This is a genomic window from Synechococcus sp. RC10A2, assembly GCF_047502605.1.
In genome coordinates this window covers 353,705-375,903 of the sequence record NZ_JANSHP010000042.1, presented here as the reverse complement: position 1 = coordinate 375,903, position 22,199 = coordinate 353,705, and the positions used below count along the sequence as shown (strand labels likewise).

The 22,199-nt window shown below is 62.3% G+C and carries 18 protein-coding genes; 8 read left to right on the top strand and 10 right to left on the bottom strand.

The window, feature by feature from the left end:
* Positions 1 to 223 precede the first annotated feature (223 nt).
* Positions 224 to 2,296, top strand: a complete 2,073-nt coding sequence (locus NW848_RS05990; RefSeq protein WP_414510784.1) for an alpha amylase N-terminal ig-like domain-containing protein — start codon at positions 224 to 226, stop codon at positions 2,294 to 2,296.
* Positions 2,293 to 3,102: a prepilin-type N-terminal cleavage/methylation domain-containing protein gene (locus NW848_RS05985; protein WP_414510783.1), complete on the top strand. Its 810-nt coding sequence runs from the start codon at positions 2,293 to 2,295 to the stop codon at positions 3,100 to 3,102. The genes NW848_RS05990 and NW848_RS05985 overlap by 4 nt, the downstream gene beginning before the upstream one ends.
* 299 nt (positions 3,103 to 3,401) lie before the next feature.
* On the opposite strand, the gene NW848_RS05980 is transcribed toward NW848_RS05985, so the two are convergent.
* Together NW848_RS05980 and NW848_RS05975 are read right to left on the bottom strand one after the other, a co-directional pair.
* Entirely contained in the window at positions 3,402 to 5,417 is a 2,016-nt protein-coding gene (locus NW848_RS05980) for a hypothetical protein (RefSeq protein WP_414510782.1), read from the bottom strand.
* A 16-nt stretch (positions 5,418 to 5,433) separates the two neighbouring features.
* Positions 5,434 to 6,702: a Gfo/Idh/MocA family protein gene (locus NW848_RS05975; protein WP_414510781.1), complete on the bottom strand. Its 1,269-nt coding sequence runs from the start codon at positions 6,700 to 6,702 to the stop codon at positions 5,434 to 5,436.
* Positions 6,703 to 6,773: 71 nt separating this feature from the next.
* On the opposite strand from NW848_RS05975, the gene mqnC reads away from it, so the two are divergent.
* Positions 6,774 to 7,868, top strand: a complete 1,095-nt coding sequence (mqnC, locus tag NW848_RS05970; protein ID WP_414510780.1) for a cyclic dehypoxanthinyl futalosine synthase — start codon at positions 6,774 to 6,776, stop codon at positions 7,866 to 7,868.
* Between the two features lie 92 nt (positions 7,869 to 7,960).
* Entirely contained in the window at positions 7,961 to 9,655 is a 1,695-nt protein-coding gene (locus NW848_RS05965) for a PQQ-dependent sugar dehydrogenase (protein WP_414510779.1), read from the top strand.
* Positions 9,656 to 9,682: 27 nt separating this feature from the next.
* Here the strand turns inward: NW848_RS05965 and NW848_RS05960 are convergent, their stop codons facing one another.
* The 4 genes from NW848_RS05960 to NW848_RS05945 are packed head-to-tail and all read right to left on the bottom strand — an operon-like array spanning position 9,683 to position 12,310.
* Positions 9,683 to 10,549 carry a dihydrodipicolinate synthase family protein gene (locus NW848_RS05960; protein ID WP_414510778.1) on the bottom strand — a complete coding sequence of 289 codons (867 nt, stop codon included), beginning with the start codon at positions 10,547 to 10,549 and terminating at the stop codon, positions 9,683 to 9,685.
* A gap of 2 nt (positions 10,550 to 10,551) precedes the next feature.
* Positions 10,552 to 11,049: a zf-TFIIB domain-containing protein gene (locus NW848_RS05955; protein WP_414510777.1), complete on the bottom strand. Its 498-nt coding sequence runs from the start codon at positions 11,047 to 11,049 to the stop codon at positions 10,552 to 10,554.
* A complete protein-coding gene (locus NW848_RS05950) occupies positions 11,046 to 11,741 on the bottom strand; it encodes a hypothetical protein (protein WP_414510776.1) in 696 nt (231 codons plus the stop codon). The genes NW848_RS05955 and NW848_RS05950 overlap by 4 nt, the downstream gene beginning before the upstream one ends.
* Positions 11,742 to 11,779: 38 nt before the next feature.
* On the bottom strand, positions 11,780 to 12,310 hold the full coding sequence (locus tag NW848_RS05945; protein ID WP_414510775.1) for a hypothetical protein: 531 nt from the start codon (positions 12,308 to 12,310) through the stop codon (positions 11,780 to 11,782).
* A gap of 101 nt (positions 12,311 to 12,411) precedes the next feature.
* On the opposite strand from NW848_RS05945, the gene NW848_RS05940 reads away from it, so the two are divergent.
* Together NW848_RS05940 and NW848_RS05935 are read left to right on the top strand one after the other, a co-directional pair.
* Positions 12,412 to 13,320, top strand: coding sequence for an FHA domain-containing protein (locus tag NW848_RS05940; protein ID WP_414510774.1), 909 nt, complete (start codon positions 12,412 to 12,414; stop codon positions 13,318 to 13,320).
* Position 13,321: 1 nt separating this feature from the next.
* Positions 13,322 to 13,834, top strand: coding sequence for a GerMN domain-containing protein (locus tag NW848_RS05935; RefSeq protein WP_414510773.1), 513 nt, complete (start codon positions 13,322 to 13,324; stop codon positions 13,832 to 13,834).
* On the opposite strand, the gene NW848_RS05930 is transcribed toward NW848_RS05935, so the two are convergent.
* A complete protein-coding gene (locus NW848_RS05930) occupies positions 13,831 to 15,945 on the bottom strand; it encodes a hypothetical protein (protein ID WP_414510772.1) in 2,115 nt (704 codons plus the stop codon). The genes NW848_RS05935 and NW848_RS05930 overlap by 4 nt on opposite strands.
* 66 nt (positions 15,946 to 16,011) lie before the next feature.
* A complete protein-coding gene (locus tag NW848_RS05925; RefSeq protein WP_414510771.1) occupies positions 16,012 to 16,623 on the bottom strand; it encodes a Uma2 family endonuclease in 612 nt (203 codons plus the stop codon).
* 61 nt (positions 16,624 to 16,684) lie between these two features.
* Here NW848_RS05925 and trmFO point away from each other — a divergent pair, with 61 nt between their 5' ends.
* On the top strand, positions 16,685 to 17,995 hold the full coding sequence (gene trmFO / locus NW848_RS05920) for a methylenetetrahydrofolate--tRNA-(uracil(54)-C(5))-methyltransferase (FADH(2)-oxidizing) TrmFO (protein ID WP_414510770.1): 1,311 nt from the start codon (positions 16,685 to 16,687) through the stop codon (positions 17,993 to 17,995).
* A 37-nt stretch (positions 17,996 to 18,032) separates the two neighbouring features.
* Here trmFO and NW848_RS05915 read toward each other — a convergent pair whose 3' ends face one another.
* Both NW848_RS05915 and NW848_RS05910 read right to left on the bottom strand, forming a co-directional pair.
* Positions 18,033 to 18,833 carry a hypothetical protein gene (locus NW848_RS05915; protein ID WP_414510769.1) on the bottom strand — a complete coding sequence of 267 codons (801 nt, stop codon included), beginning with the start codon at positions 18,831 to 18,833 and terminating at the stop codon, positions 18,033 to 18,035.
* On the bottom strand, positions 18,830 to 21,307 hold the full coding sequence (locus NW848_RS05910) for a tetratricopeptide repeat protein (RefSeq protein ID WP_414510768.1): 2,478 nt from the start codon (positions 21,305 to 21,307) through the stop codon (positions 18,830 to 18,832). The genes NW848_RS05915 and NW848_RS05910 overlap by 4 nt, the downstream gene beginning before the upstream one ends.
* A gap of 136 nt (positions 21,308 to 21,443) precedes the next feature.
* Here NW848_RS05910 and NW848_RS05905 point away from each other — a divergent pair, with 136 nt between their 5' ends.
* Positions 21,444 to 22,196: a hypothetical protein gene (locus tag NW848_RS05905; protein ID WP_414510767.1), complete on the top strand. Its 753-nt coding sequence runs from the start codon at positions 21,444 to 21,446 to the stop codon at positions 22,194 to 22,196.
* Positions 22,197 to 22,199 lie beyond the last annotated feature (3 nt).

The window sequence follows — 22,199 nt, the reverse complement described above, 5'->3', positions numbered from 1 at the left end:
CCAGCAATTAGACGAGTGTCTCAGGGGGTGAGGTTTCACACACGAGAGTAGTCGCCTGTCTAACCCCTTGACACAGGGGGCAAAGCATGCTATAATATAGTTCAGAATACGATTTCTCACGGCGGGCGTGGTCGCCCCCACTGCAAGTAATCTGGGAAGTATTCCGACGCAGGGTCGCATAATGCGGAGACGCCTAAGTGTTGCAGGGCTACTATTAGCGTGGATGCTGTCAGGCTGGGCTGACGAGCAGACCTACCCTGTCGTGTTTCGTCTCGCGCTGGACGCCCCTGCGGAGGTGGTTTATCTGGCGGGCAGTTTCAACCAGTGGCAGCCGCGCACGACCCCGATGATTCCCGACGCCGAGAGGCGCGTGTGGAGCCTTACGCTACGCTTGCCCGCGGGGGCGCACCAATACAAGTTCGTGGTCAACGGCGTGGACTGGCGCACCGACCCCAACGCGCCCGTGATTGACGACGGCAACGGCAACCTGAACTCGGTGGTGTGGGTGGAACCAGACGGCTACAACCGCCCCGCGCGCATCGGCGACGGACACATCACCCGCAGCGCAATCCGCCATAACCCCAGCGACCTGCGCGACCGAAACCCCATCGGCGGGCAACTCTACCTGTGCCTGCGCGTGCGCAAAGACGATGTGGCGCAGGCAACGCTCGTCTACCGCCAGAACGGGCGCACGCGCCGCATGGCAATGACGCCGTTTGTGAGCGACGCGCTGTATACCTACTTCCGCGCGCGGCTACCCGAAGCCGACATGGAGTATTGGTTCGAGCTGCGCGATGGGCGGATGCGCCTGCGCCTACCTGCAGGCAATGCCACCTTCCGCCACCGCCGCGGCGAGAACCGATTCGATGTGCCCGACTGGGTGCAGGACGCCGTCTTCTACCAAATCGTGCCCGACCGCTTCTACAACGCCGACCCGACCAACGACCCCGACCCCAGCCAACCGATTGACTTCACGGGGCGCATCGAGGGCGACGGCTTCTACGGCGGCGACCTGCAGGGCATCCTGCAGCAGATGGACTACCTGCGCACGCTGGGCATCACCGCGCTGTACCTGACGCCCGTGTTCGCCTCCGTGACGCACCACAACTACGACACCGACGACTACGAGCGCGTTGACCCCGAACTGGGCACGAACGAAGACCTCATCGAACTCGCGCAAGCCCTTCACCAGCACGACATGCGCCTGATTCTGGACGGCGTGTTCAACCATGTCGGCGTCTACTTCTTCGCGTTCCAAGACCTGCTGCGCCATCAGGAGCAGTCGCCGTTCCGCGAGTGGTTCATCGTGGAGCGGTTCCCCGTCGCTGTGCAGTGGAACCCCAATTACTGGGCGTGGTGGAACATTCCGTATATGCCGAAGCTGAGGCACGAGAACCCGCTGGTGCGCCGCTATCTGCTCGGCGTGGTGGACTACTGGACGCGCGCGTTGCGCTTGGATGGTTGGCGACTCGATGTGCCTAACGAGGTGCCCGATATATTCTGGCGCGAGTTCCGCCCTGTGGTGCGCCGCGCGAACCCCGACGCCGTGATTATCGGCGAGATTTGGGACGACGCAGGACGCTGGCTGCAGGGCGATATGTTCGACAGCGTGATGAACTATGTCTGGCGCGGCGCGGTGCTGGGCTTTGTCGCGCACAGGAGCCTCACACCCTCGCAGTTCGACCAGCGCATGGCGCAGTTGCAGGTGATGTACCCGCGCCAGAGCCTCTACGCGATGTATAACATGCTCAGCAGCCACGACACGCCGCGCTTCCGACGCGAGTGCGGAGGCGACCTGAACCGCGTGCGGCTGGGCTTACTGTTGCAGTTCACGGCAATCGGCGCGCCTGCGATTTACTACGGCGACGAAATCGGCATGGACGGCGGCGGCACCCCTGACAATCGCCGCCCGATGCGATTCGAACGCACGCCCGACGAGCAGTCGCTGTTCGAGTATACGCGCGCGCTGATTGCCATGCGCAAGGGTTCGGTCGCCTTGCGACGGGGCGATTGGACGACCGTGCTGGTGGACGACGCGCGCGGGCTGTACGGCTTCGTGCGCCATCACAACGGCGACGCCGCGCTGGTGCTTGTCAATGTCAGCGACCAATCCCAGCGCGCCACCGTGCCCGCGTGGAACGGCATCTCCCAGTGGGCGCACGCCGTAAGCACGCACACCCCCACCCAAACGACTTTCACGGTAGTAGAGGGGCGCATCACCGTAGACCTGCCGCCCCTGTCGGGAACCGTTCTGGTTCCCAGCGGTAATTCATCTATAGGAGGTAAGACACAATGAAGGCAACACAGCATCGTGGCTTTACGCTCATCGAGCTATTGGTCGTTATCGCGATTATCGCCATTCTCGCGGCGATACTGTTCCCTGTGTTCGCGCAGGCGCGTGAGAAAGCGCGCCAAACGCAGTGCCTTAGCAACGGCAAGCAGATTTCGCTTGGGCTGCTGATGTACGCCAACGACTTCGACAACCGCCTGCCCGTTTACAGCTGGCCTGAAAGCTACATGATTGCGGCGCGTGCAATGCCGTATATCAAAAACCGCGACATCTTCAAATGTCCCTCGTCGCCGTTCCGTCAAGGCTCGGTGCAAGCCGCCCAGCGCGACAACGGGCAAGCGGATTACCTGACTGCGCCCAATCACCCGCTGGTCGGGCTGGGAACCTCTACGCGCGGGCGACAGAATTACTTTGACGACATCTACCCACCGATGGACTACCGCACCAACGAGAACCTGTGGGCGTACCGCTGGTCAGACTCGCGAACCGCGTGCTACCTGCCGCCGCTGCAGTGCGCGGGGGGTGTATGTGTTGAGCCAGGCAGATCCATCGACGATCCTGTGGTTGTCAACCCCAGCAAGGCAGTAATGATGATCGACTTCCCGACGGCGCACTTTGAATGGCCTGGTGGTCGGCTCTGGGGCGAGAACTTCAAGGGACGCCACAACGAAGGCTCGGTAGCCATCCATGTCGACGGGCATGCCAAGTGGTATCGGTTCCTCGCGCTCTATCCGCGCAGCGTGCAGTGGAGCGGGCAGTATGTGGAGTGGTACTACTGGGGGCTTGCCTGCGGGCATGAGAGTGTGAGGTAAAGCGCTCCCATACACAGCTGATGCGAAGACCTGTTGATTCATTATCTATCACTGTTGGGATGTGGAAGTTGAACCAGCACAGAACATATCATAACTGGAACCGTGTGCAGATAAGAAAATCTTATCTGCACACGACTAAGTGCCGATGCACTGTGTTTTCGACATCGGCAACCCGGAGCGGGCAACCACAAGGGTTGCCCCTACGGAGGTGCAGCGACGCCAACCTTGCAGGGGCAGGTCTTGTGCCTGCCCCGTCCGCATGTTGAAACCCTATTATATTCTGATCGCAAATGTCCTGCCTACTGGAGGGCATATACCTCTACCATCCGCTGTGCGAACACGAGTTGCAAGCGTCCGTGCGCGATGGCATCGTAGTACAGCGCGCGCCACGCTTCGGGCGTGCCCTGCGGCGTGAACTGGCGGTTGATGAGCAGGTAGGTGTAGCCGTTGGCTGCCATCCAGCGGGCGAGGTCGTCGCCCGACTGCATCGAGTCGTAGGGGATGAGGCGATGATGCCCCGCGTTGCCCCACAGGTAGCGTCGCTGCAGGTAGTAGCCGCGCGTCTCGTCCAGCAGGATGACGCCTGCGTCGGGGGGCGTCTGCTCGTTGATGAAACGCACGGCGGGGTAGATTTGCAGGCGTTTGGCGAGGTAAGCGTCACGGTCGCGCAACGCAAGCGGCAGCACAGGCAAATACACGCTCGCCATCAGCCACAGCGTGAAAACTGCTTGTAGCGCGAGCAGCCCCGCATAGCCAAACCTGAGCCAGCCCGCCGCGCGCGCCGCCGACGCCAAGCCGCCTCCCGCCAGAATCGGCAACAGCAGCAGCCAGTAGCGAACCTGCTGCATCATGTAGAACCAGCCGACGGTATGCAGTCCCGTGAACGCGAGCAGGTAGCCCGCGCCCTGCGTGAGACCGCCCGACAGCCACAGACTCGGCATCGCCAATACGCCCACCCCCAGCGATGGCAGCAGGAACACCCGCTCGCCCACCCGCGCGCCGATGGGGTCGGTAAACGGCGCAGGGTTCGCCGTCAAGTTCCACGGCGCGAGCAGCAGCTGCGCAGGCTCGCGCCCCAGCCCGAACTTGAGCTGGTCGTTGCGGTAGGCGTCTGCTTGCGCTTGGCTCCAGTTCTTGCCGCCGAAAATCTCGTAGGCGAACGGATAGACGGGGTTGCTCGTCCAGACGGCGTTGCGGATGTACCACGGCGCGCCGATGGCTCCCGCGAGCAGCCCCGCGCCAACCAGCGTCGGGATAAGCTTCGCTCGCCCTGCCCGTATAAGCCACACCAGCCCGACCAGCCCCCACAGCCCCGCCGTGAGCAGTGCGGTGTATTTGGTGGCGAGCGCGAAGCCCATCAGCGCGCCCGAGATCCCCAGCCAACGCCGACTGCCCTCCTGCACGGCATACGCCAGCGCGAACATACCCAGTGACGCATAGAGCGCGGTCGCAAGGTCCGCATACGCGCTGAACATCTGCCACAGGAACGCAGGCGCGCCCAGAACCAGCGCGGCTGCCCACGCGCCCGAGATGCCCCGCCGCTGCAGAAAGCCCGCCGCGCCGAACACGGTGAGCATCCCCACCGCCCAGTGCATCACCTTCGCCGCCGACTCGCCCGTCACACTCAGACCCCACAGGTAGAGCATATCCTGCAACGGCGGGAAGTAGCTTTGGTGCATAAACGGAATCTCCACCATCCTGCCCGCCTGTAGGTAAAGCTTGGGGAAGGCGAGGTGGTACGCGAGCGCGTCCCACTCGTTGCCATCAGGCGGCAAGGCGCAAAGCAGCAGGCTTAGGAGGGCGAGTACGGCAGAGAGGATAAATAGCACAGTTTGTGGCGATCTGTGTAGGATTTTCCTCTCCCCAGCCCTCCCCGTCAACGGGGAGGGGGTTTGGGTTCCTCCCCCGCTTGCGGGGGAGGTTAAGCGGGGGGCTGTGTCTTCATCTGCCCCCTCCCCGACCCTCCCCGCACGCGGGGAGGGAGTAGACCCCTCCCCAGCTCTCCCCGTCAATGGGGAGGGGGGCTGGGTTCCTCCCCCGCTTGCGGGGGAGGTTAGGAGGGGGGAAACCTTTCTCTTGAACCTCCACCACCCCACCACCCCCAACACCCCCGCCACCACCAGCGGCGTCCAGGGCACAAGCCCCATCAGCCCCAGCGCGGTGCACCCTGCAATCAGGTACGCCCACAGCCCCAACGCCAGCGCGCCGCCATACGCCCACTGCTCTAAGCGGCTCGGCGTCCAGCGACGCGCCCACAAACCGCCCAGCAGCGCGAGCGCAGCGGCTACGACCAGCCCAATCCCAACGCCCAGCACGCCGATAGTGTACCGCCTATATCAGCGGCGTCTTGCCAGGGATGGGTACAGGGTCTTGCGGCGCAGGGCTATCGTAGTCGATACTACGCACGCGCTCCACATAGTTCAGTTTGGAGTTCAGCGCGGCGTCCCAAGTCACGATTTTGCCCGTGTACGCCGACATGCGCCCCATCATTGCGGTCAGCGTGCTTTCGGCAATCGTGCGCGTCTCGTTGATGGGGTCGCCCTTGCGGATGCTCTGAATCAGCACGCGATGCTCTTCCACATAGGGGTTCAGCCACTGCTGACCTGGCTCCCAGCGCTCTTTGCCGCGCACATAGAAGTTGGTGAACTGTTCCATCAGGGCTTGCCCTTCTGCGCCGACCACCAGATTCGAGACGCGATAGGCGGTGTTGTCCATCTGGCGGCACATCGCCAGCACGCGCACGCCGTTGGGGTATTCGTACTCAATCGCGAAGTGGTCGTACACATCGCCGTATTCGGGCGCGGTGCGCGCCTGTCTGCCGCCCATCGCCATCGCCCGTACGGGCACGCTGCCCATCACCCAGTTCATCACATCGATGTTATGCACGAACTGCTCCACAGGCTGGTCGCCCGACAGCCAAGTGTAGAACAGCCAGTTGCGCAGTTGGTAGACCATATCGCTCCAGCCTGCTTCGCGGGGGCGCGGGGCGGGGCTGGCGGCGTTGTAGTAGGCGTAGGCGGCGCGAATCTCGCCGATGTGTCCCGCGCGGATGCGCTCAATCACGCCCTGATAGCCTGGATGCCAGCGGTACTGTGTGCCAGGCATTACGCCCAGCCGCTTCTGGCGGGCAATCTCGTCCCCGCGCAGCATCATCCGTACCCCTTCGGGACACACGGCGACAGGCTTCTCCATAAACACATGCGTGCCCGCTTCCACCGCCGCCAGAAAGTGAATCGGGCGAAACGCGGGCGGCTCACACAATAGCACAAGGTCAATCCCGCTCGCCAGCACCTTCTTGTAGGCGTCAAACCCCAGAAACCGACGCTCAGGAGGTACCTGCACGCGGTCGGGGAACTGCTCCTTGAGACCTTCATAACTGGCGCTGAGGCGGTCTTCGAAGATGTCGCCCAGTGCCCAGATGACTGTGCCTTCATCCGCGCGGAGGCAATCGATGGCAGCGCCCGTGCCGCGCCCGCCGCAGCCGACCAGCCCGACCTTGATGCGGTCGGAACCGTGCGCATGCACCATCGACGCCAGCGGCAGCGCACCCAGCACCACGCCTGCCTTCAGAAACTCTCGGCGTGTGATAGACTGGCTCATAGGGCTTATATTATAGCGTAAAGTGCGAATTCCTGCCTGTTGGGTATACTCTCCGCGAGGTATCACACCCTATGTTAGAAACGCCTGTTCGTACCGAGCAATCGCGCTTTGAAGCCATCGCCGAGAAGGTGTTGGCGGGTGAGCGACTGTCGTTTGAGGACGGCGTCGCGCTGTTCCGCTATCCGAACCTGCCCGCGCTGGGCGCGCTGGCGCACGCAGTGCGCATGCGCAAAAATCCCCACCCGTATGTCACCTATGTCATCGGGCGCATCATCAACTACACGAATGTGTGCTGGGTGCGCTGCAAGTTTTGTGCGTTCTATCGCCCGCCGAACCACGCGGAGGGCTACCTGCTCAGCGACGAGGAGATTCTGCAGAAAATCGACGAGTTGGTGCAGCAGGGGGGCGTCGAGGCGCTTATCCAAGGCGGGCTGAACCCGAAACTGAAGATTGACTATTACGAGCGGCTCTTTCGGCTGATTAAGCAGCACTATCCGCAGGTGATTATTCACGGGCTATCGCCGACGGAGATTTTGTATATCGCGCATATCTCGCGGCTGAGCGTGCGCGAGTGCCTGCAGCGGCTGGTGGCGGCAGGGCTGAACTCCATCCCAGGCGCGGGCGGCGAGATACTGGTCGATCGCGTGCGCCAGCAAATCGCCCCCTTCAAAGACACCGCGCAAGAGTGGCTGGACTTCATGCGCGAGGCGCACCAACTGGGGCTGCGCAGCAGCGCGAGCATGATGTACGGGCATGTGGAGACCGTCGAGGACCGTGTAGAGCATTTCATCCGCCTGCGCGAGGTGCAGGACGAGACGGGCGGCTTCACAGCGTTCGTGTGCTGGAACTTCCAGCCCGAAGGCACAGAGTTGCCGCATGTGCGCAAGGCGACGCCCGCTGAGTACCTGCGCACTGTCGCCGTCGCCCGCTTGATGCTGGACAACTTCGACCACCTGCAGGCAAGCATCCTCACGCAGGGACCCAAGGTCATCACCGTCGCCTTGCGCTACGGGCTGGACGATATGGGATCCACGATGATCGAGGAGAATGTGGTCTCGGCGCAGGGTACGAAGTTCATTCTGAACGCGCAGGAGATTGAGCGCGTGATTCGCAGCGCGGGGTTTATCCCTAAGCGGCGCAACACGCGGTATGAGTGGGTGGAGTAGGTAGGGAGCGAAGATGACCCTTGCAAGGGTCGTAGAAAGCCGCCAGTGTGCTTGCAGTTGGTGTATAATACAGAGGAGGAGGATATCTGCTTATGAGAGTGATTCTTGGGAGTTGTTTGTTTGTGGTCGCGGCGATCACTGGTGTCGCTCAGACAATCAACGACTCGCGACTGATGCGCGAAACAGTGGTTGGTTCGGGGTTATCCCGCCCAATTATGATTGCCTGGCTCGATCCAGCGAACCCGAACGACTTTTTCGTTGTGGAGAAGGTTGTGCAAGGTTCCAATCCTGTGGTCGGACGGGTGCGTCGCGTAACGAACGGGGTCGCAAGCGACCCGCTCTTAACGCTCCCTGTCTCCTCGGTGAACTGGGAGCATGGGCTACTGGGCATCGAGTTGCACCCGAACTTCCGCGAGAACGGCTATGTCTACTTGTATTACACCGAACCTGCTTCAGACAATCCCTCGTTGGCGAGTCGAGCGCGTTTAGTACGCTATCGGTTCAACGGAACTGCTTTTGTAGAACCGACCATCCTCTGGACAGTTCCCATCAATGTGCGCGAATATCAGATCCACTTTGGTGGCGTTATTCGTTTCGGACCCGACGGAAAGCTCTATATTGTTATCGGCGACACGAATTACCTTTCTCCAAGCGCGATTGAGATTAACCGAACCATGAATCGCGTGCTTGGTGCGGGAGGAATCTACCGCCTTAATGCAGATGGCACAATACCCGAAGATAATCCGTTTACATACCACACCGATCAACGCATCAAAGCCCTTTACGCTTACGGGATCCGCAACTCCTTTGGACTGGCTTTTGATGCGCTCACGGGGTGGTTATGGTTTACGGAGAACGGCCCGAATGTGTACGACGAGGTCAACCTTGCGTTGCCCGGCTTCAACAGCGGTTGGCTTCGGATTATGGGTCCTGATAGCCGCGACGCGCGCTACGGGGAGAACGGAAACTATCCGTATAATGCGCAACATCTTGTTATGTTGCGGAACGCTTATTACGACGACCCTCGCTTTTCTTGGTACACGCCAATTGGCGTTGCGGCGATCTGCTTCCTCCGCTCCGCCCGATTTGACGCCGACCTGCGCGACCAGTGCGTCATCGGTGAGTCCGTCAACGGTCGGCTGTACCTGTTCCAAATGAATACGAACCGCAACGGCTTTCGGTTTACCGATACACGGCTTCACGATTTGGTTGCAGACAGCGCGGCGGAGCGCGACCTAAACGCTTGGGGCAGCAGTTGGGGCGTTGTTTCAGACCTCAAAATCGGTCCTGACGGCTATCTCTATGTCGTTTCGCACCTTGCAAACCGCATTCACCGCATCCGCCCCGTGAATCCGCCTGAAATCCTCAACGGGAAGGTCTCTCTCGCAGGGTATCAAGGGCGGCTTTTGAACCAACCCCTGCGCCTCAGGCTTCATCAGGGTAATCAAACGCATACGATGACCACTCGCTTAGACGCCTACGGTCGGTTCTCGGAGCGCGTTCCCAGCAGTGGCGTCTACGATGTAAGCGTCAAGGTTGGCAATTATCTGTCCGTTCGGCGAAACTCGGTTCAGATTAGTCCGCAAGGCTTTGCGTATTTGGAACTCACGCTTGACCGCGCGGGCGATGTGAACGGCGACGATGTCATCGATGACGCTGATTTGCTGCAGGTGCTGTTCGACTTTGGCACATCCTCCAGCACAGCGGATGTGAACGGAGACGGCGTGGTAGACGACGCCGATTTGTTGGTGGTGCTGTTCAACTTCGGGGCTACGGGCGAAGGCTAACTTGGGGGGCGCTGTCTTTTCGGGGCGCTACGCCACCTCATGCCACCCCCGTTCCAACTGCGCCCGCTGCGTCTCGGTTAGGTCAGAGAGTGGCGGGCGCACGAATGCGTGTGGGAAGCCCGTTAGTGCCAGCGCGTACTTGAAGTTCGCGGGGGCAGGGAAGGCGTCAATTGCATCGGCGGCGGCGTCAATCAGCGTCTGCAGCCCACTACAGTCCGCCCCCTGCTCGAAAGCGCGGTACAGCGCGACCATGCGCGGCAGGTAGACATTCGCCAGCCCGCTAATCGTTCCTGCACCGCCCCCCTGCAGACACTGCAGCAGCAACTTCTCCTCGCCGACCCATACGCGCAGGCGCGGCGCGTACTTCAAAAACTGGCGCATCGAGCGCACGCTACCCGAACTGTCCTTGATACCCTGCAGGTTCGGGTGTTGCACCAGCGCATCTACGAGCGCGGGCGTGAGTTTGACGCGCGTGCGCTGCGGGATGTTGTAAAGAATCACAGGCAACCGACTGGCATCCAGCACGGCGCGGTAGTAAGCAACCAGCCCCTCCAGCGTTGCGGGGTAATAAAACGGGGGGGCGACCATCAGCGCGTCGCAGCCGACCTTCGCCGCCTGCCGCGCCAAATAGAGCGTTTCGTCCAAGCTGCACGACAGCACGCCCGCAATCACTTGCAGCCGCCCTCTGCCCTGTACGGCAAGTTCGTACAATTGCACCTTTTCGGGCGCGCTCAGCGAGGGACCTTCGCCCGTGGAGCCTGCGACCACCACGCCTTGAGCACCGTGCGCCTCGAAGTGCGCCAACAGCTGCACGAAGTACGGCGCATCGATCGTCCCCTCCTGCGTGAACGGCGTAATCGCCGCGACATGCACCCCCGCGCGAATCGGCTCCATCCTCAGAACGGGAATCGGGGTCGGGCGCGCAGGAAGTCGAACAAGCCGCGCCAGAACTCGGCGCGCGCCCGCACTTCCGACGCCTCTGCCTCTATCTGAGCCACTGCCATCTTCGCCTTCGCCTCAGGGGGGATTTCCATCGCATGCGCGTCCTGCAGCACGCGCCTCATCTTCTCCAGCTCGCCGTGATCGACCCATACGCCGCCACACTGGTCGCAGGTATCCAGCACAATATTCGTGGTGTAAAGGTAGTTATACGGGCGCAGCGGAGAACGACACACGGGGCACAGCTTCTCCCATGGCGGGTCGTAGGGAAGCACTTGGGGCTGGTAGATTGTATCAAGTCGTGGCAGGATGCTCTCGTCAATATCGTGCAGACGCTTTAATTCGTCGGCGTCGAACCAAATGCCTGCGCATGCGGGACACACATCGATCGTCACGCCGTAATGCACTTGAGGCTTTAGCTCAATTTGACACACAGGGCACAGTCGCTCTCTCATGGCTGTTCTCCCACAGGCTCGCCGCGCAGGGTCAGCGCGAAGTCGCCTTCCACCTCGCCTGCGCGCATCTTAAGTGTACCCCGAATTTGGCGTGTCCAGCCCGATTGCGCGTCCACATGCACCGTCATTTCGCCTTGCATTTGGGGCAGCGAGTCGGGCAACGGCTCCACCTGCACGCGGATACGGTAGCAGGAGACGCCCTCCAGCGTTTCGATGCCCTCCAGTTGGCAGAGGTACTTTAGCTCGAGGCTGCCGACGCGCTCCATGCGCCCCCACTGCGCCCCGATGCGCACGGGTCGGTCGGGATAGGCGTAGCCGAACGCGCCGATGACAAAGACCCCTTCGTCCAGCGGGGTCTCGCGCCCATCGGGGAACAGTTTCCAGCGCGTTTTGGGTTTGACTTCGCCGAAAGGCGCTGCGCTCGCCTGCAGGCGTTGCAGCGCGTCGGGCGTCATCTGTAGCGTGCGCTCGGCAATCGCGCTGCCGTCCGACTCGACCGACCGCACACGGTCGGTGTAGCGCATCTCCAGCGTATCGGTCTGCCCGCGCAGGTCACCCTGCAGGGTGAGGGTGTAGCGCCACTGGTCGCCCGCGCGCAGGGTACGCCGAATCGTATGCTCTGGCTCGCCGCAGCTTACAAGGAGCCACACCGCAAGCCAGAGCAAGCCAACCAGACGCGCCGCGCCTGCCATGTCATACCCTCACCTGCCCTTAGAGGCAGGTGCAACCATTAGAACTGGTAGCCTATCGTGAACGAGAAGCCGCTTGCGCGGTCGCGATTCGCTCCGAAGCGGTCGGTAATGTCGAAGTTCAGCTCCGCGCTGTAGGCTTCGTTGAACCACAGGGTCAGCCCGACGCGCCCGCCGAAGATGTTTTTACTCGGTCCTGTGGTGTCCACGATATACAGCCCTGCGCCGAGACGCAGCTGCAAGCGCATTTCAGTATTGTTGATAGGCTGCTCGTACACTTGCGTCACCAGCAGGCTGGTAACCGCGCCGCGCGAACCGCCCGTCTGGTGCGTGAACAAGTCCGCGCTCAGCTCCGTCGCGTCGCTGCCCAGCAACGGTACGCCTTCTGCTGCGAAGGTTAGCCCGACCGCGAACCAAGTCTTATTGAACGCCTGCAGGTCGGTGTCCGACGGGAAGTACGCGCCGAAGCGCAGGCGCGCCGCCGCCGTCTCCAGTTGCGCCGCCGCCGTCGCAAAAACCAAAGTCATCAGCGCGCTTAGCGCGCTCCAACGAATCCAGCGAGTCGTCATCATCCAGTCAACCTCCGTGTTCTGTTGGGGGGATCCCACACGCACCGATTCGCGCCCGCCTGCGCGTTTCCTGCTACTTCCGTCGGCGATTTTGCGGGTATCATATGGCTATGCAGACCGAGACGACGGTAGCGGTCGGCGGCGAGGCGACTGTCGCGATTTCGCCTGAGCCGCAGACCACGCAGGCGATGACGCCCGTGCAGTGCCCCATCTGCGCGCAGATGAACCCGCCAGGCGAGGTTTACTGCATCGAGTGCGGCTTTCTGCTCAGCAGCGATGCGCCGACGGAGACCGCGCCTGCAGGCGCGTACCCGAAACTGCGCGACGGCGCAGGACGCGAGTTCCTGCTCAAAGCAGGCGAGAACATCATCGGGCGCGACCCCAGCAGCGAGGTGCTGATTAGCGACGGCACAGTGAGCCGACGCCACGCATGCATTATTATCGAGGAGAACCACGCCTACCTCCAAGACTTGGGCAGCACGAACGGCACGCTTCTGAACGGGCAGCCCGTCGGCGCGGAACGCACGCCGCTGCCCCCGAACGCCACACTGCAGTTCGGCAGCGTACAAATGACGCTGGAGCTGCCCGAAGGCTTCGAAACGCCGACCGTCGCCGCTGAGATTGCCCCACCGCTGGCGTACCTGGTAAGCCTCACCGACCCCAGCCTGCGTTTCCCACTCTATGCACGCCTGCAACGCATCGGGCGACGCGCGGGCAACGACATCGTGATCCCCGACGCCTATGTGTCGGGGCAGCACGCCCAGATTGAAATCGTCGGCGCGGATGTGCGTATCACCGACCTTGGCAGCACGAACGGCACCTTTCTGGGCGAGACGAAAATCGCGCCGAACATGCCGACCACTGTGCCCCCCGACGCGACACTGACACTCGGTAAGACGCAGTTCCGCATCGAGTGGGCGACTGCTGCCGAGCCGACGGAAGCGTCCGAAGCCCCTCCGACCGAAGCCGATGCCGAAACGCAAGCGCACGACGCGACGACCAACGAGGCATAACATGAACGAAGCGCGCCGCGTGCAGGGCATGCTGGGCGTTCTGTTTGTAGCGATTGCCGCGCTGGCAATCGCGGTGGGGGTGTGGCTGCGCCTCACGCCCGCGCCGCCGCCTCCGCTACCCGCCCCGCCCCGCGAAGCGCGAATCTACATCCCCAAAGTGGACGCGCAAGGCGAGCTGACCTACGAGAGCAAGCCCGTCGCCATCCAGAACCCCGACACAGCGTATATGGAAGTCTTCGAGAAGCTCGTCCGCGAGCCAGGCGTGTTCCCTGAAGGCGCGCGGCTGCTCGGCGCGACCGTGCAGAACGGCACCCTGCAGCTCAACTTCTCGCCTGAGCTGACCCAGAACTTCGCAGGCGGCTCGGACGACGAAGCTGCACTTATTAACGCTATCACCAGCACCGCAGGCAGCTTCCCGAACATCGAGCGCGTGCAGATACTGGTCGACGGCAAGCCGATTGAAAGCCTCGGCGGGCACATCGACCTCTCGCACGCGCTGCCCGTGAGCCGCTAAGGAGCAGCGTGCCTACCGAAATCGGCGTAGCGGCTCTGATTGAGAATATACTGCTCGAACATACGCGGCGGGAGTGCGAACTGGAGGATTGTGTCCAGCACCGTCTTCAGTATCGCCTCTGCAGGTTCGCCCTCGTACCCCGCTTCCTGAAAGACCTTCTTCCAATCCACTCCCTCACGGCTGACCTGCGTCTTCACTTCGTGAAGTGTGTAGGTGCGCCGACCAAGCTCGTCTTTATACTTCAGGACGCTTAGCTCGCTAACGGGGTTTTGCTGCAGCACGCGGAACGCAGGCGCGTCAGGCGACTGCTTAAGCGCCTCGCTTCGGGATTCCGGTACCCCCTCACTGCGGAACACGGAAGGGACATACAAGCCAACCTCGTAGTCGTCGGGCAGGTCGCGTAGAAGTTGTTCAGGTGGTGGGAATTCGCGGTAGAGCGCGGCGCGGAAGAGCTTGCGCTGCGGCAGCGTCAGGGCGCTTTCAGGAATCCATTCGCCCGCAAGCGCGCGCTGCCGCTGCGCCGCGCTCAGCGACGCCCAGAAGCGCAACGCGGGCAGTTCGTAGTAGAGCGGGTCGTTGTCGAACGCTGTCCAGAACTGAATACTCCCGCGCCGTCGCACTCGCGTGAAGCCCCGCGCCTGCTCATCGGTAATCGCCGCCGCCAGCGTCGCATAGTCGTCCAGCGAAAGCCACTGCCACGCCAGCCACTTCGCCTCCAACGGGCGCACGATACGCTCAGGAATCTCGAACTGGTTCAGCGTCCAAAACCGCTTGTGCCGCGCCAGCAGGTAGCCGTTTGGGTCAAAGCGCAGCCACAGGTCGTTGCTGAGCAAGGTCAGCAGCGCACGAGGACTATCGAGCGAATCGCGATACCACGCAGGCACATAGCGACTGGCGTCGCTGATGACAGGGTAGCCCGTGTGCCAGGCAAGCCACTCCAACGCATCGGCGGCTAACAGCGGTCTCTCGTTGTTCACAGTGGGCTTGGGGCGTTCAAGGGGCGTGCGCTCTTTGAGCCGCGCAGTCCAGTCTTCCATCGGTGTCGCCCACGCTTCCCACTGACGCCAAGTCTCTGTCTCGGCAAGATACTCCTGATGCGGCAGATGCAACTGATAGTCAACTTTGTTCAAAAACTTCTGGGTTTTCCCGTCCAGTTCGTAAACGCGGAGTGCAACGACCATGTACTCCAGCGAGTTGCCCCATGCTGAGAGGCGCACCCAGTAGCCGCCCCAGTCGGGATTGGGCAGTGGTTGCACCTCCGTGAACTGCCCGCTTGCCGCGTCGAACTGGAGAACGCTCTCATCACTCAGTTGCGCGTGGCGCATCCAGAACGGCAGCAGCACGCGCGGGGGCAGCGGTAGGGCGTCGGGCGTCGGGCGCGTGCTGAACCCCAGCGTGTGCCCTTCCAGCAGTCTATTCACGATGGCGTCCCCTGCTTCGCTTAGGCAGTGCAGCAGGCTGCCTTGTGTATCCTCCTCCGAAAAAAAGGCGTCTCGCTTCGGCTTCGACGGCTCGCCTTGTGGGCTGTAGCCCGACAAATAGTCCGCCACCAACGCTTTCACGCGCTGTTCTTGTGTCATCTGACGCTGGGCAGCGGCCTCTTCCATCAGGTAGGCAGAGTAGGGCATGTTGGCAGGGTATTCTCTGGTCTGAGCGAACGGCGCCATCGCTTCGGCGCGCGCCTCAGGCGGCAGGCGCAGCCACTCGCGAGCAATCCGCAGCATCTCGCGCAGGGCGCGCTCCGTCGCCGCGCGGTCGTCGCGTTGGGCGCGCTCCAACGCACGGCGCGTCTCGTCAGGCAGATACAACACATAACTCCCGTCATCATCCCGCCGCCAGCGCAACCCAAACAGCGACGCAACCTGCTCCAGAATCTCGCGCGCGGGTCGGTTCTGCACATAGACCGCCAGTTTCATCTCGCGCAGCGCGTCTTGGCAGCGCAATGGAACGCCCGTCTGCTTGCGGATGTCGTCCAGCACTTCGGCGAGGCTGGCAAGGCGTTGCCACACGGTAATCGGCTTGTGCAGCGCGTCGTCGGTCAGCACGGTCTCTTGCGCCACTGCAAGCAGCAATGCGCTACTTAGCCAAGCGAACACCATCCAGAAACGCATGGTCTCACCCCAAAGTGGGTTTCGCGCTGCAGGCGGGGATTCCTGCTTCTTTGGGGGCTTACTCCTTCACGGCAAGAGATGCTGAACGGCAAGCCTTGCATCGGGCGCGAAGAGGGGTGAAACCTGCTCACTTGCCGACAGTGTCTGCTGCCAGCGGTACGCCGCACCGTACACGGCTCGCGTGTCTGCTGCTGGCTCGCGGTACACCTCCAGCACGCGCTCGCGCAGGTTCAAAATCCAGTATTCGGGGATGCCTGCGCTCGCGTAGAGGCTGCCTTTCACCTCGCGGTCGGTCTTCAGCGACGCTTCAGACACCTCCACCACCAGCAACGCACTGGTCGGGTGCTGGCTGAGGTAATCGCGCGGGCTGCCCGACACGACCGCAAGGTCGGGGAACGGCTCGTCGTAATCGCTAAGTGCAAGGGGCAACTGGGCGCGCAAGTGTAAGTTTTTCGGCAAAACTTGTTGTAGGGCTTCGCTTACCAACACGACGGCGACAGCGTGTGCAGTGTTCACAGGCTCCCTCCGCGTCAACTCGCCTGCGAGAAGTTCCAGCCGCTCCTCGCGTGGGAATACCTCCGCCTCCATCAGCGCCTCGAACTCCGCTCGTGTAATCCAGCGGCGCATGGGAAGGCTGGGACGACGACGCACTTTCGGCTTGCCTACAACGCGGCTCACGGCGGAATTATACCGCCCGCTGGGGAACGCGCATTCCAGAAAGGGGGTATACTGAGTCGGTATGCCGCGCGTGACGATTGTCGGTGGCGGGTTCGCAGGAGTCGAGGCGGCGTGGGCAGCCGCGCGGCTCGGCGTCTCCGTGCGCCTCTACGAGATGCGCCCCCAACGCATGACGCCCGCCCACAAAACGGGCTGGCTCGCAGAGCTGGTCTGCTCCAACTCGTTCAAGTCGATACTGCCCACCACCCCGTCGGGGCAACTGAAGTGGGAGATGGAGCGGCTCGGCTCGTTGGTGATTCCCACCGCGCGCGAGTTCGCCGTGCCCGCAGGCGAAGCGCTCGCCGTAGACCGCGAGGCGTTCGCCAAAGCCATCACCGCCCGCGTTGAACTCCACCCGCTGATTGAAGTCGTGCGCGAGGAGGTTACAAGCCTCCCGCCTGACCGCCCGCTGATTATCGCGACAGGTCCGCTCACCTCCGACGCGCTTGCAGGCGAAATCGCGCGGCTCACGGGCAAGCAGCACCTCTACTTCTACGATGCCGTCTCGCCCATCGTGGACGCCAGCACCATCGACTACGACAAGGTCTTTTTTGGCAGTCGGCGCGAGAAGGGCGACCCCGCCTACATCAACTGCCCGTTCACCAAAGAGGAATACGAACGCTTCTGGGAGGCAATAGTCGCTGCAGAATGCGCGCCCCTGCATGAGTTTGAGGAGCCGCGCTTTTTCGAGGGCTGCACCCCGCTGGAGGAATTGGCAGCACGCGGCAAAGACACCCTGCGCTTCGGACCGCTCAAGCCGATTGGGCTGACCGACCCGCGCACAGGCAAGCGTCCGTATGCCGTGCTGCAGTTGCGCCCCGAAAACAGCGAGCGCACGCTGTATAGCCTCGTCGCCTGCCAGACGCGCATGAAGTGGGGCGAGCAGAAGCGTGTGTTCCGCCTCGTGCCTGGGCTGGAAAACGCCGAGTTCGTGCGCTACGGCGTCGTGCATCGAAACACCTATCTGGACTCGCCGCGCCTACTGCAGCGCACGCTCCAGTTCTGCGACGACGGCAAGCTCTTTTTCGCGGGGCAGCTGGTCGGCGTGGAGGGCTACATCGAGTCGGCGGCGAGCGGGATTATCGCAGGGCTGAACGCGGCGCGGATTGCGCTGGGCAAGCCCGCCGTTGCGCCCCCACGCGAGACGGTCATCGGCTCGCTGCTGCACTACATCAGCACTTACCCGCACCCCGATTTCCCGCCGATGAACGCCAACTGGGGGCTACTGCCCGACCCCGAAGACGCGCCTAAAGACCGCGACCTGCGCCGCCAACTCAAACTCCAACACGCCCGCGATGCGATGGAACGCTTCGCGCAGGCGTTGATGTTGTGAGTAGCTACGATTTGTTTGAGGAGATGCGCGTCGACTTTTATTGCTCCCGCCTGTTCGGGATCCACACCCTGCCGAGCGCACGCATCCTGCCCAACTCGCTAATTACCGTGTCAATCGTCAAGCCGTCGTAGAGCCCCAAGTCGCGCTCGATATCGATAATCGGGTTCAGAAACTGGCGCAGCAGGTTCGCCGATTCGAGGGGCAGGTTCGCGCCTTCGATTTCGATGCGCACTTCGGCGAGGTCGAGGTAGCGTCCATCGCGGGGCACGAGCCTACCGACGGCTTTAAAGCGCACCTCACCCACAAACAGTACAGCGATGCCCTGCACAGTGGTCTGTTCAGGGGCGATTTGCACGGCAACCTCTCGAAGGTAGGGCGCGTACTTGCGCACGATGTAGGCGGCGAGGTCGGTCTCGTTCACTACGATTTCGCATGCGCCGACGCCCGTCGCGCTCAGGCGGAAGATACGCTTCGTAAGCGCGAGCGACTTGTCGTAGTAGACTTCGGGAATGACGGCACTCGCGCGTTCGGCACGCAGCCCGCGCAGGTTCGCGTTGGTCATCTGCATCACGAACCGCTTGATGCGCCCCGACTGGGGGCGCTCAGGCTCTAAGGTGAACGGTAGCCCGTTCAGTGTAAAGTCGCGGGCGTGTACCGTGAGCGTTTTAAGCCGTCCCTGCGTGAGTCCGTCGACTCCGTCGGGTTCGATTCTCACAGTGAACGCGCCATCGCCAATGCGCTGTCGGATTTCGCGCGCGGCGTTTTTCTCGATCTCGCGAATCGCGCCGCGTCCCAGCGTCAGGATAATCGCGAACAGCGCGAGCCACTCGCGCCTCACCGCGCGCCCTCCAGCCGCGCCAACTCGTTGCGGATGTCCTGATTCGTCGGGAAGTTCTCCTGCATCAGGCGCACCAGCTCGATGGCGCGGAACCGTTGCCCTGCCATCTCCAGGTAGCGGGCGAGTTTCAGCCCTACGGAGATTTCGTCGGGCACGGCGCGGTAGAGCGCCTGCAGCGCGAGGATAACCTCCACCGTCGAGCCGTACTGCTCGGCGTGCATCACCCAGTTGCGCAGCAGGCTGATGTCGTTCGGGTTCAGCCGCGCGAGTTGGGCGTAGACGCCCAGCATCTGTTGGTGGCGTCCCAGCGCGTTCAGCAGCCCCAGTTGCAGGTTCAGCAGCGCGGTGTCGTCGGGCTTGGCGCGCAGGCGACGGCTCACCAGCGCGAGCGCGTCTTCGGTCTTGCCCTCGCGTTGCAGCAGGGCGACATACGCTTTCAGCGGCTCCTCGCCAGGGGTGTCCTGCTGAGCAAGCGCTTGGAGCATCGCGCGGTAGGCGTCTGTGCGTCCCAGCTCAACCGCCAGTTGCTCCAACAAGGGGTAGAGGCTAATATCGTCGGGGTTCGCGCGCAGCGCGCCCATCAGGGTCTCCCACGCCGCCTCTTTGCGCCCTTGCCGAATCTGAATCTGCGCGATGTGATAGAGCGTCCAGCTGTCGTTTGGCTCCAGTTGGCGGGCGCGTTCGTAGGCTTGGAGCGCGTCTTCGAGTCTTTGGAGCGTTTCGTAGACCACGCCCAGCAGCCGATGGAGCTGCGCGTTGTTCGGCTCGCGCTGCAGCATCTCTTGGAACAAGGCGACGGCTTGCTCGCCCTTGCCTGCTTGTATCATCTCGCTTGCCAGAAACGGCAGGAAGCGCGCCCCGTGCCGCTGCGCCATCGCCTTGAGGTACACCAGCAGGTCATCTGTGCGGTTCGCTTGGCGGTAGAGGTCGAGCAGAGCAGAGAACGCGAGCGGATTCGGCGTCTCGGCGAGAGTGAGCCGTCGGTAAATCTCGATGGCGGGTTCAAGCTGTTCCAGTTTGCGGTACATTGCTGCCGCGCCGAGCAGGGCAATCTCGTGGTCGGGATGTTGCTCCAACACACGCTGGTAGAGCGCCAACGCTTGGGCATGGTCGCCTTTCTTCTCGGCGAGGCGCGCTTTGCCCAGCAACGCGAACGCTTCGTTTGGCGACTGCGTCAGCAGCTGATCGTAGAGCGCGGCGGCTTCGTCTTCGCGCCCCTGACGCGACAGGAACTGCGCGTACTCACGCACGAACTCGGTCCGCTGCGGGAACTTCTGCAGGAGTTGCTTGTATTCCTCGTCGGCGAGGCTCGGATTGCGGTTGCGCTCGTAGATGCGGGCGATTTGCAGAATCGGGCGCGGATCATCAGGCAGGTTGCTTGCCCAGTTGCGCAGGAACGGCAGGATTTCGGTCTCCTGCTCCTGCGCAAGCAGCACCTGCAGTTGCCCCTCGTAGGCGCGCGCGTTTTTGGGCATCAGTTTCAGCACTTGGGCGAACTGCTCGCGCGCCTTACCGTACTGCTTCAGGTTTAGGTTGCAGTGCCCGATTTCGGTCAGCACTTCCAAATAGAGCGGGTCGCTGGGCGGGAGCAGGCTGAGCGCCGCGCCTAAATGCACGAGGGCTTCCTGATACCGCTCCTGACGCATCAGGATTAGTCCTGCGCCGATGTGCGCGTCGGAGTTGCGGGGGTAAAGCTTCGCGATATGCTGGAAGTCCTTCAGCGCGGCGTCGAGGTTGCCTCCCCGCTGGTAGAGGTAGGCGCGTTTGAGGCGGGTGGGCAGGTCGTCTGGCTCGCGTTTGAGCGACTCGCTGTAGGCGCGGATGGCATGCTCAGGCAGCCCGCGCGCCTCGTAGGTCATCCCCAGCGACTTCCAGCCTGTGGTGTAGTCGGGCTTGAGCTCGGTTGTGCGTCGGAAGTGCTGTTCCGCCACATCGTACCGTTGGAGCTGGTATGCCGCGATGCCGAGGTTGTAATGGATGCGGAAATCGTTCGGGCGCGTTTTGAGGGCTTGCTGGAACTTCTGCTGAGCGACGCCCCACTCGCCGCGCAGCGAGGCAAGTGCGCCCTCCAGTACGGGCAGCTCTGGCTCTTTGGGGAAGCGGTCGCGCAGCATGCGGAGGTAGCCCTGCGCGTCGTCCAGACGGTTAATGTCCAGGCACAGGCGGGCGAGTTCGACCAGCGGTTTGGGGTCTTTCGGGTTCAGCGTCGCCGCGCGGCGCAGGTGTGTCAACGCCTTTTCGTTCTGGTTCAGCAGGCGGTAGACCAGCCCCAGATTGAGATGCGCAGGCGCGAAGTTCGGCTGCTTCTGCACAATCTCGCGAAAGAGCGGCTCCGCCTCGCGCAGTTTGCCTTGCGCCGCCAAGCGCGTCGCCCGCTCGAACCGCTCTTGGAGTGCTTTCGGAAGCGTCGCTTGCGCCCAACCAAGCGCAATCAGTAGCCCCAACCCGAGTGTCAACCCTGCGCGCATTCGCATCACGCGGGGGAGTATACCCGACGCTCCACAGAAGCCGCGTCTTTGACAGAGGTGCGAATACGAACTCTGCTGGCGCAGTTGATCTCGGAAGGAATCACGGCGCGATTGCAGTATAATTCGGTCGGGGGAACATACGATGGCGCTAAAACAAAGCCGACTGACTGAAACCGCCGAGTCGCAGGCGCACTACTCGCCCGAAGAGGCGAGCGAGATTCTGCGCTTGGCGGCGAGCATTCAGGGCAACACGATAACTGCAGAGCAACTGCGCGCAATCGCTTACGAGGCGGGTATTTCAGAGGAAAGCTTAGCGCTTGCACTCCAGCAGTGCCAGCAGCGCCGAGCAGCAGAAGCCCAGAAACAGCAGCAGCGGGCGCAACGGAAGCGACGGCTGACCGTCCTTGTAAGCGCGCTGGCACTGATAGGCGTACTCCTGCTGGCGTTTGTAGGAACCCTCGCCACCTCTTGGCGCGTCGCAACGAAAACCCTGCAGGGGTCGTCGAGATATGTTCAGGTGCTGGACTCCTCTGAAGGCTGTGTCGTTGAACGGATGCTCGACAACAACGATATTCTTGTTCGTCGAGCCGATGGAAGAACCGTAGTCATCCCCCACTTTCAGTCGGTGGTGTTTGCGTCCATCTCTCCCTCGGGAAAGCATGTTGCTCTGTACGACTCTTTGACGGACGAAGTTTGGGTCGCCAACATCGACGATGGAACCTTCAAAAAGGCCGCACCGATCGACCGGCAGGCTTCTCCCATGGGGGCGTCGCATAAAGAGTTTTTTGGGAACCCGTTCGTTGGGTGGCTTCCTGCAGAGGGCAAAGATGTGGCAAGGGTACGGCAACGTGATGGACGCATCGTAGAAATAGAGTTCCCCTTCAATCGGAGGTAGAGC

Coding starts and splice junctions, on each gene's coding strand:
- NW848_RS05985 (WP_414510783.1), top strand. CDS start 2,293: ATGAAGGCAACACAGCATCGTGGCTTTACGCTCATCGAGCTATTGGTC.
- mqnC (WP_414510780.1), top strand. CDS start 6,774: ATGTTAGAAACGCCTGTTCGTACCGAGCAATCGCGCTTTGAAGCCATC.
- NW848_RS05905 (WP_414510767.1), top strand. CDS start 21,444: ATGGCGCTAAAACAAAGCCGACTGACTGAAACCGCCGAGTCGCAGGCG.
- NW848_RS05910 (WP_414510768.1), bottom strand. CDS start 21,307: ATGCGAATGCGCGCAGGGTTGACACTCGGGTTGGGGCTACTGATTGCG.
- NW848_RS05975 (WP_414510781.1), bottom strand. CDS start 6,702: ATGAGCCAGTCTATCACACGCCGAGAGTTTCTGAAGGCAGGCGTGGTG.
- NW848_RS05990 (WP_414510784.1), top strand. CDS start 224: ATGCTGTCAGGCTGGGCTGACGAGCAGACCTACCCTGTCGTGTTTCGT.
- NW848_RS05960 (WP_414510778.1), bottom strand. CDS start 10,549: ATGGAGCCGATTCGCGCGGGGGTGCATGTCGCGGCGATTACGCCGTTC.
- trmFO (WP_414510770.1), top strand. CDS start 16,685: ATGCCGCGCGTGACGATTGTCGGTGGCGGGTTCGCAGGAGTCGAGGCG.
- NW848_RS05955 (WP_414510777.1), bottom strand. CDS start 11,049: ATGAGAGAGCGACTGTGCCCTGTGTGTCAAATTGAGCTAAAGCCTCAA.
- NW848_RS05940 (WP_414510774.1), top strand. CDS start 12,412: ATGGCTATGCAGACCGAGACGACGGTAGCGGTCGGCGGCGAGGCGACT.
- NW848_RS05930 (WP_414510772.1), bottom strand. CDS start 15,945: ATGCGTTTCTGGATGGTGTTCGCTTGGCTAAGTAGCGCATTGCTGCTT.
- NW848_RS05950 (WP_414510776.1), bottom strand. CDS start 11,741: ATGGCAGGCGCGGCGCGTCTGGTTGGCTTGCTCTGGCTTGCGGTGTGG.
- NW848_RS05935 (WP_414510773.1), top strand. CDS start 13,322: ATGAACGAAGCGCGCCGCGTGCAGGGCATGCTGGGCGTTCTGTTTGTA.
- NW848_RS05965 (WP_414510779.1), top strand. CDS start 7,961: ATGAGAGTGATTCTTGGGAGTTGTTTGTTTGTGGTCGCGGCGATCACT.
- NW848_RS05945 (WP_414510775.1), bottom strand. CDS start 12,310: ATGATGACGACTCGCTGGATTCGTTGGAGCGCGCTAAGCGCGCTGATG.